Source organism: Nocardia seriolae NBRC 15557, from assembly GCF_007990715.1.
Lineage (GTDB): Bacteria > Actinomycetota > Actinomycetes > Mycobacteriales > Mycobacteriaceae > Nocardia > Nocardia seriolae.
Window position 1 is genome coordinate 1 of sequence record NZ_BJWY01000209.1, and the last position, 6,687, is coordinate 6,687.

Consider the following 6,687-nt stretch of genomic DNA (forward strand, 5'->3'; position numbering starts at 1 on the left):
GTACTAGTTCGATACTGCGCGGGGCCTTGTATCCGGCGATCAGGGATTTCGCGTGGTCACGGATGTCGGCGAGGGTGACGGTGACACCGGCCTGGCAGACGATGACGGCGTGCACGCGCTCACCCCAATCCGGGTCCGGCACACCGATTACCGCGCAGGCGGCGACGGCGGGGTGGGCGGCCAGGGCGTTCTCCACCTCGGCGGAGTACACGTTCTCGCCGCCGGAGACGATCATGTCCTTCACCCGGTCGACGATGTAGACGTAGCCCTCGTCGTCCATATAGCCGCCGTCGCCGGTGTGCATCCAGCCGTCGCGGATGGCCGCGGCGGTCTCGTCGGGCTTGTTCCAGTAGCCGAGCATGACGTGCCCGCCGCGCACCACGACCTCGCCGACGGTGCCGCGCGACACCTCCGCGCCGTCGGGATCCACGACCCGCACCTCCGAATGCGGCATCGCGCGACCCGCGGAGCGCAACCGGCCCGCCAGATGGTCCTCGGGACTCAGCAGCGTCGCGATCGGCGAAAGTTCGGTCATGCCGTACGCCTGCACGAAACCGGCGTTCGGGAACACCTTCATCGCACGCTCCAGCAGTGCCTGCGCGATGGGCGAGGCCCCGTACATGACGGTCCGCACACTCGACATGTCGTGGTCGGCCATCTCGGGGTGGTCGACCAGCATCTGAACCATCACCGGAACCAGCACCGACTCGGTGACACCGTGTCGTTCAACGGCTTTCATGACGGCCACCGGATCGAAGGCCGGAATCATGACGTGGGTGCCGCCCAGCATCAGCTGCCCGTACCAGCCGGCCAGGTCGGCGAGATGGAACATGGGCGCGGCGTGCAGGAAGCGCGCTTCCGGCCGGAACAGGAACCCGGAGGCCAGCCCGCCCAGGGCCGACACCGCGAGGTTGGCTTGACTGAGCATGACGCCCTTGGGGTGGCCGGTGGTGCCGCCGGTGTAGAAGATCCCGGCCAGTTGCCCGCCGTGGCGGCGGACATCGGGCACCGGTTGCGCGGCCGCGAGGAGGTCTTCGTAGGCGAGCATGCCCTCCGGGGTCGGGCCGTCGCCGCAATGGATGATGATGCGCACGCCGGGGGCCGCGGCGCGAACGGCGGCGGTCATGGGTGCGAACGCGTCGTCCACCAGCAGCACCCGGGTATCCGAATCCACCAGGGAATAGGCGATTTCCGCCGCGCTCCAGCGAATATTGATGGGATTGAGCACCGCGTCCGCCCACGGCACCGCCAGCAGGTACTCGTGATAGCGATCCGAATTCAGCGCCAGGATGCCGACCCGGTCATCGCTTCCCACTCCGAGTTCCCGCAGTGCTCCCGCCAGCCGGGCCACCCGCTCGGCCACCTCGGCGAAGGTGCGGGTCCGGTCGCCGAAGACGGTCATGACGGCGTCCGGCTGCTGCTGCACGGCCCTGTGCAGCCCCTGGGTGAGATACATACGAGTCCTCGCTGTGCGCTCTCGACCACGATCGAGTGTCGTGGATTACACCTGCCGAGTGTCGTGGGTTACATCCGCGCGGGCCATGGACCGGGGTCCGAACTTCGGTTCGCGAGGTTTGTTGTTTTTTCCAAATGCCGTCGTATCTTGGTCGGACCATGACCGCCTCCGCCCGTCCGTCCGACCCGGTGACCCGCCGCCTGCTCGTCGAGCGGGTGCGCGCCGACTGCGACCGGCTGGCGGGCGCGACCGTGCGGGAAGCCGTCGACTCGATTCCCGACTACACCGAGATCGGGACCGGCGACGTCCTGCCCGCCACCCGGGATCTGTTCGACCGGCTGCTGGCCGCCCTGTCGAACTCCCGCGAGCCCGGCCCCGCCGATCTGTCGACCTTCACCGCGTACGGGGAACTGCGCGCGCAGCAGCACATTTCGCTGGAGAGCGTGATGCGCGCCTGGCGCATGGCCCAGCGGCACCTGCTCGACGAGTTCAGCCTGGCCGCCCCGACCGTGGGAGCCGACGACCACCTGCTGCTCGGTCTCACCCTCGACACCCTGGACCTGTTCGACACCGCCATCGTCATGCTCTCGGCGGGGCACCGCGGTGTCGAACTCCGGCGCACCGGTCGCGACGGGCAGCAGCGCGCGGATTTCACCCGCGCCGCCCTCACCGGAACCCTGCACCTGACCGAATTACACCAGCGCGCAGAGCATTACGGCCTCGACCCGAAGCAGGGCTACCGAACCTTCCGTACCCGCCCCACCGCATCGGTCTCGGCGGCCGAACTCGAAACCCTGCTCGGACCGACCGCATTGGTGACGGTCATCGACGGCGACCTGGCGGGCATCCGTCACGGCCGCCCCGACCTCGACGCCGCGGTCCCCATCGCCTTCGGCCCGGCCGCCCCGCTGGCGCAGCTGGCCGACTCCTTCCGCCTGGCCACCCGCGCCCTCGCCACCGCTCTCGCACTCGGCCACAACGACGTTCAGGACTTCGACGACCTCGGCCTGCTCCCCGGCGTCATCACCGATCCGGGCCTGGGCACCGCCCTCGCCCGCCGCTACCTCACCCCGCTCGGCCACGGCGAGGCCGCCAACGTCCTCATCGACACCGTCGAGATCTACCTGGACTCCGGCCTGCGCATAGACACCACCGCCCAGCGACTGTTCGTCCACCCCAACACCGTTCGCTACCGCATCGGCCGCTTCGAGGACCTCACCGCCTGCGACCTGCACCGGGCTCGGCGGCGAATCTCGGCCTCCGGCAACGGAACCGCGGTCGACCACGCCACCGCGCGCCCCATGGTCCAGGCCTTCGTCGACGCCGCCTCCTCCGGCCGCACCGAACAACTGGTCGCACTGCTGACCGACGACGCGACCGGCGTCTCCGACGGCGCGGGCCTGGCGGGCCAGCTGATCCGCTACCTGTTCCCCGAGCAGATCGCCCGCGCCTTCCGGGCCGGACTCAAACCGACCCCGGCCAAACGACGACTGGCGGGCGGCTCACCCGCGATCCACGCCGGGGTGGTCAATGGCTGCCCGGCCATGCTCGCCACGCTCGACAACCGGGTCCTCGGCGTCGTCATCCTCGCGCTCCGCGACGACCGGATCGCGAGCGTCCACGGCATCGCCAACGCAGCGCGACTCGCACGCCTCACCGAACAATGGCAGCTCCAGGAGCACGACTCCCCACTGATCGAATCCTGGTGATCAGCTGCGCGACAACCGATCCCACAACGAATGAAATCCCCCGGCTACGGCACCGCCGACCATTGGATGGCCGTCTGCTGTGCCGCCTCCTGTCCGACGAACGGATAGAGCGCGAGAAATACCAGCATGGACATGAGGAAACTCCGATGGACTTGCTCGATACCGATCCCGATCGGAACGGTCACCGCACGGAACGCGGCTTATGGACTTGATCAGCGCATATAGCGGTGGATGAACACCATAGCCGAATTGCGCCGAAGCACAAGGGGTTCGATGGCGGCCGGTTCGAGCGGCCGTTACCCTGACGGTTCCGTGATCACAGCTCATCGACTGTGGGTTGGTTCGGGCGGGAGGTGCGGGCGTGGTGGGCAGACGGGTGCTCGGGCGGGAGTTCGGGTGGCTGTGGGCGTCTTATGCGGTGAGCGCCTATGGGTCGGGGCTCGGGTTCGGGGCGTTGCCGCTGATCGCGGTGATCGTGTTGCACGCCAGTCCATTACAGGTTTCGGTGCTGTCCGCGGTGGGGCCGGCCGTGGGGGTGCTGATCGCGCTTCCGCTCGGGCCGTGGGTGGAGTTTCGGCGCAAGCGGCCGGTGATGATCACCATGGACCTGGTGCGTTTCGCGGTCATGATGACGATCCCGATCGCCTACGCGGCGGGTCACCTGGGTTTCGGGCAGCTCATGGTCGTTTCGGCCGTGGCCGCGGCCGCCAAGATCGCCTTCGGGGCGGCGAGTGGGGCATACCTCAAAGCGCTCGTCCGGCCGGATGACCTGCTCGTGGCCAACGCGCGATTCGAGTCGACGAACTGGAGTTCCATCGCCGTCGGGCCGCCCCTGGGCGGGGCCGCGATCGGACTGTTCGGCCCGGTCGTCACGGTGGTGGCCGACGCGCTGAGCTACCTGCTCTCGGCGTTGGGAATCATGGCGATTCGCGGCCGGGAGGAACGGCCGGCCCGAAGCGGCAGCGGCGGCGTGCGGCTCGACGACTTGCTCGACGGCTGGCGACACCTGCTGTCCCACTCCGGCCTGCGCGGGCTCTACCTCAATCAGATGCTGGTCAACGGCCTCATCATGGCCACCGAGCCGGTGCTGGCGGTGCAGCTGCTCCGCGAACTCGGCTTCGCCCCTTGGCAATACGGCCTCGCCTTCGCCGCCCCCTGCCTGGGCGGACTCCTCGGCTCCCGCCTGGCCAACCGGGTGGTGGCGCGCTACGGACAGCATCGGATCCTGCGCACCGTGGGCGCCCTGCGGGTGGTCCCGCTGATCGGCCTGGCCTTCGTCGGCCCGGGCATCCCCGGCCTGGTGACGGTGATCGCCGTCGAACTCGCGATCATCATCGCCATGAGTCTGTACAACCCGGTCATGGCCACCTACCGGCTCGAGCACACTCCCAAAGAGCTTGTCGCACGCACCCTTTCGACATGGTCGATCAGCACCGGCGCGGCCAACGCCGCGCTGAGCGCCCTCGGCGGACTGCTCGCCGAAGCCACCGGCCCCCGCATCGCCCTGGCCGTGGCCGGACTGCTGATCCTCGGCAGTCCGCTACTGCTCCCGCGCAGCCGGGCCCACACCACCTCGCGATTGACCGCCGCGACGGCGGTGAGCGGAATACTCTCCGGACACACCAGCGAGCATTCGCCGTAGCTGGAGCAGGGCACATAGGGATCCTCGCCGGTGGCGAAGGGCGCGCCGATGGCATTCATGGGATCGACCACGCGCGCCGATTCCGCGGCCAGCCGGAAGCAATCCGCTTCGCGGCGTTCCGGGGGCGATTACGCGGAGGGCGTCACCTCACCATTGGTGGCGGTGCCCCCATTGGCGTCGACCTTGAGGGCGGGCAGCAGGGATTCGCGAGCCATCGAGGTGAGCGTGCCCGCCTGCTGGATGATCTCGGCCAGTGCCGAGGTCACGCCCTGCGCGCCATTGAGCACCGTGAACTGCCCCACGTGCTCGAATGGCTTGGCCGCGGCGGCAACGATTTCGGGCAGGTTCTCGGCGACCTGCTGCGCGATCACCGCCTCCTGGTTCTTGCTCATGGCCTCGGCGCGCTGCTGGATACCGGCGGCCTCGGCCGCCATCCGGGCGCGCACCGCCTCGGCCTCGGCCAGGCCGCGAGCCTGAATGGCGTCGGCCTCGGCCTGGCCGTTGAGCCGGGTGGCCTCGGCCTGCGCGGCGGCGCGCACCTTGATCGCCTCCGCCTCGGCCAGGGCCTGCATCTTCGTCTGTGCCGCAGCGGCTTCCGCGCGCAGGCGGGTCTCCTGCGCGTCGGCCTCGGCTTGGCGGATGCGGGCGTCACGGGTGGCGGTGGCCAGGGTGGTCTGGCGGTACGCCTCGGCGGCGGCGGGCTTGCGCACCTCGACCTGGAGCTGCTGTTCCTTCTGCTGCGCCTCCAGCTGGGCGACCTTGGTCGCGACCTCGACCACCGCCTGGCGCGCGGTCGCCTCGGCGAGCGGGCCCTGCTGCTGCGACTCCTTGGTGGCCCGATCCACCTCGGCCTGATACCCGGCCTTCTTGATCTGGGTGTCGCGCACCGACAGCGCCACCTGCGCCTGTGCCTGCTGCTCCTGCGCGATGGCCTCGCGCTCGGCCAGGGCGCGCGCGATGCGGGCCTGCTGCTCGACCTCCACCTGGTGCGGAACCGCCAGGTTGGCAATGTAATTCGACTCGCTGGCAATGGACTGGATCTGGAAGGAGTCGATCACCAGGCCGAAGGACTCCATCTCGTGCGAGCAGCGGTCCCGCACCTGCTCGGAGAACTTGTCCTGATCGCTGATCATGTCCTCCACGGTCATCGACCCGGCAATGGCGCGCAGGTGGCCGATGAAGACGTTCTGAACCTTGGTCTCGAGTTCGTCGGCGGGCCGGTCCAGGAAGCGGCGGGCGGCATTGGCGATGGAGGCGTAGTCGTCGCCGACCTTGTACATGACCACGCCGGTGAGCTGGAGATTGATCTTCTGCCGGCTGACGCACGGCACCACGATCTGGGATTCGTGCGCTTCGAGGGAGATTCGGCGCACCTTGGTCAGGCCCGGCGCGACCAGGCAGCCGCGCCCGGTCACGATGCGGAACCCCATGCTCTCCCCCGAACCGCCCGGCCCGCTCCCGGCCCGGAAGCCCGAGATGATCAGCGCCTCATCGGGTTCGGCCACGCGCCACGACATTCGGAACAGGGTGACCAGTACGACCACAGCGACGAGTGCGATCCCGACCATGGCAAAGACCAGGACGTCCACGATGCACCTTCATTTCACGAGAGCGACTGCTATTTCACGAGCACGACTTCGACAGTGCGACCACCCAGACTGTCGGTCACCAGCACCTGGGCATGCTTGGGAATCGTCGATTCACCGTCGGCGGCGCGCGCCAGGAACCTCTCGGTGCCGAACCGCACCTCGATCACGACCTCGCCGAGATGGCCCGGTGTGATCGCGGCCGTCACCCTGGCGTATTTGCCGATCACGTCCGCTGCCATCAACCCTCCACCCCCGGTACCGCAGATGTTCGACCACCACACGCTAGTGTCC

5 protein-coding genes are annotated in these 6,687 nt (G+C 68.8%); 2 read left to right on the top strand and 3 right to left on the bottom strand.

Going from position 1 to position 6,687, the window contains the following annotated elements; all coding sequences use genetic code 11:
* Positions 1-1,456, bottom strand: a 1,456-nt coding sequence (locus tag NS2_RS34665; protein ID WP_033091582.1) for an acyl-CoA synthetase, incomplete at its 3' end; no start/stop codon positions are given.
* A gap of 158 nt (positions 1,457-1,614) precedes the next feature.
* Between NS2_RS34665 and NS2_RS34670 the strand changes: the two genes are divergently transcribed.
* Both NS2_RS34670 and NS2_RS34675 read left to right on the top strand, forming a co-directional pair.
* Positions 1,615-3,165: an RsbRD N-terminal domain-containing protein gene (locus tag NS2_RS34670; RefSeq protein WP_161789527.1), complete on the top strand. Its 1,551-nt coding sequence runs from the start codon at positions 1,615-1,617 to the stop codon at positions 3,163-3,165.
* A gap of 361 nt (positions 3,166-3,526) precedes the next feature.
* Positions 3,527-4,807 (top strand): MFS transporter, encoded by a 1,281-nt coding sequence (locus NS2_RS34675; RefSeq protein WP_172416879.1) that lies wholly within the window; start codon positions 3,527-3,529, stop codon positions 4,805-4,807.
* Positions 4,808-4,935: 128 nt separating this feature from the next.
* Here the strand turns inward: NS2_RS34675 and NS2_RS34680 are convergent, their stop codons facing one another.
* Both NS2_RS34680 and NS2_RS34685 read right to left on the bottom strand, forming a co-directional pair.
* Positions 4,936-6,396, bottom strand: a complete 1,461-nt coding sequence (locus tag NS2_RS34680) for a flotillin family protein (RefSeq protein WP_052087086.1) — start codon at positions 6,394-6,396, stop codon at positions 4,936-4,938.
* 29 nt (positions 6,397-6,425) lie between these two features.
* On the bottom strand, positions 6,426-6,635 hold the full coding sequence (locus NS2_RS34685; RefSeq protein WP_096490717.1) for an NfeD C-terminal domain-containing protein: 210 nt from the start codon (positions 6,633-6,635) through the stop codon (positions 6,426-6,428).
* Between the last annotated feature and the right edge of the window lie 52 nt (positions 6,636-6,687).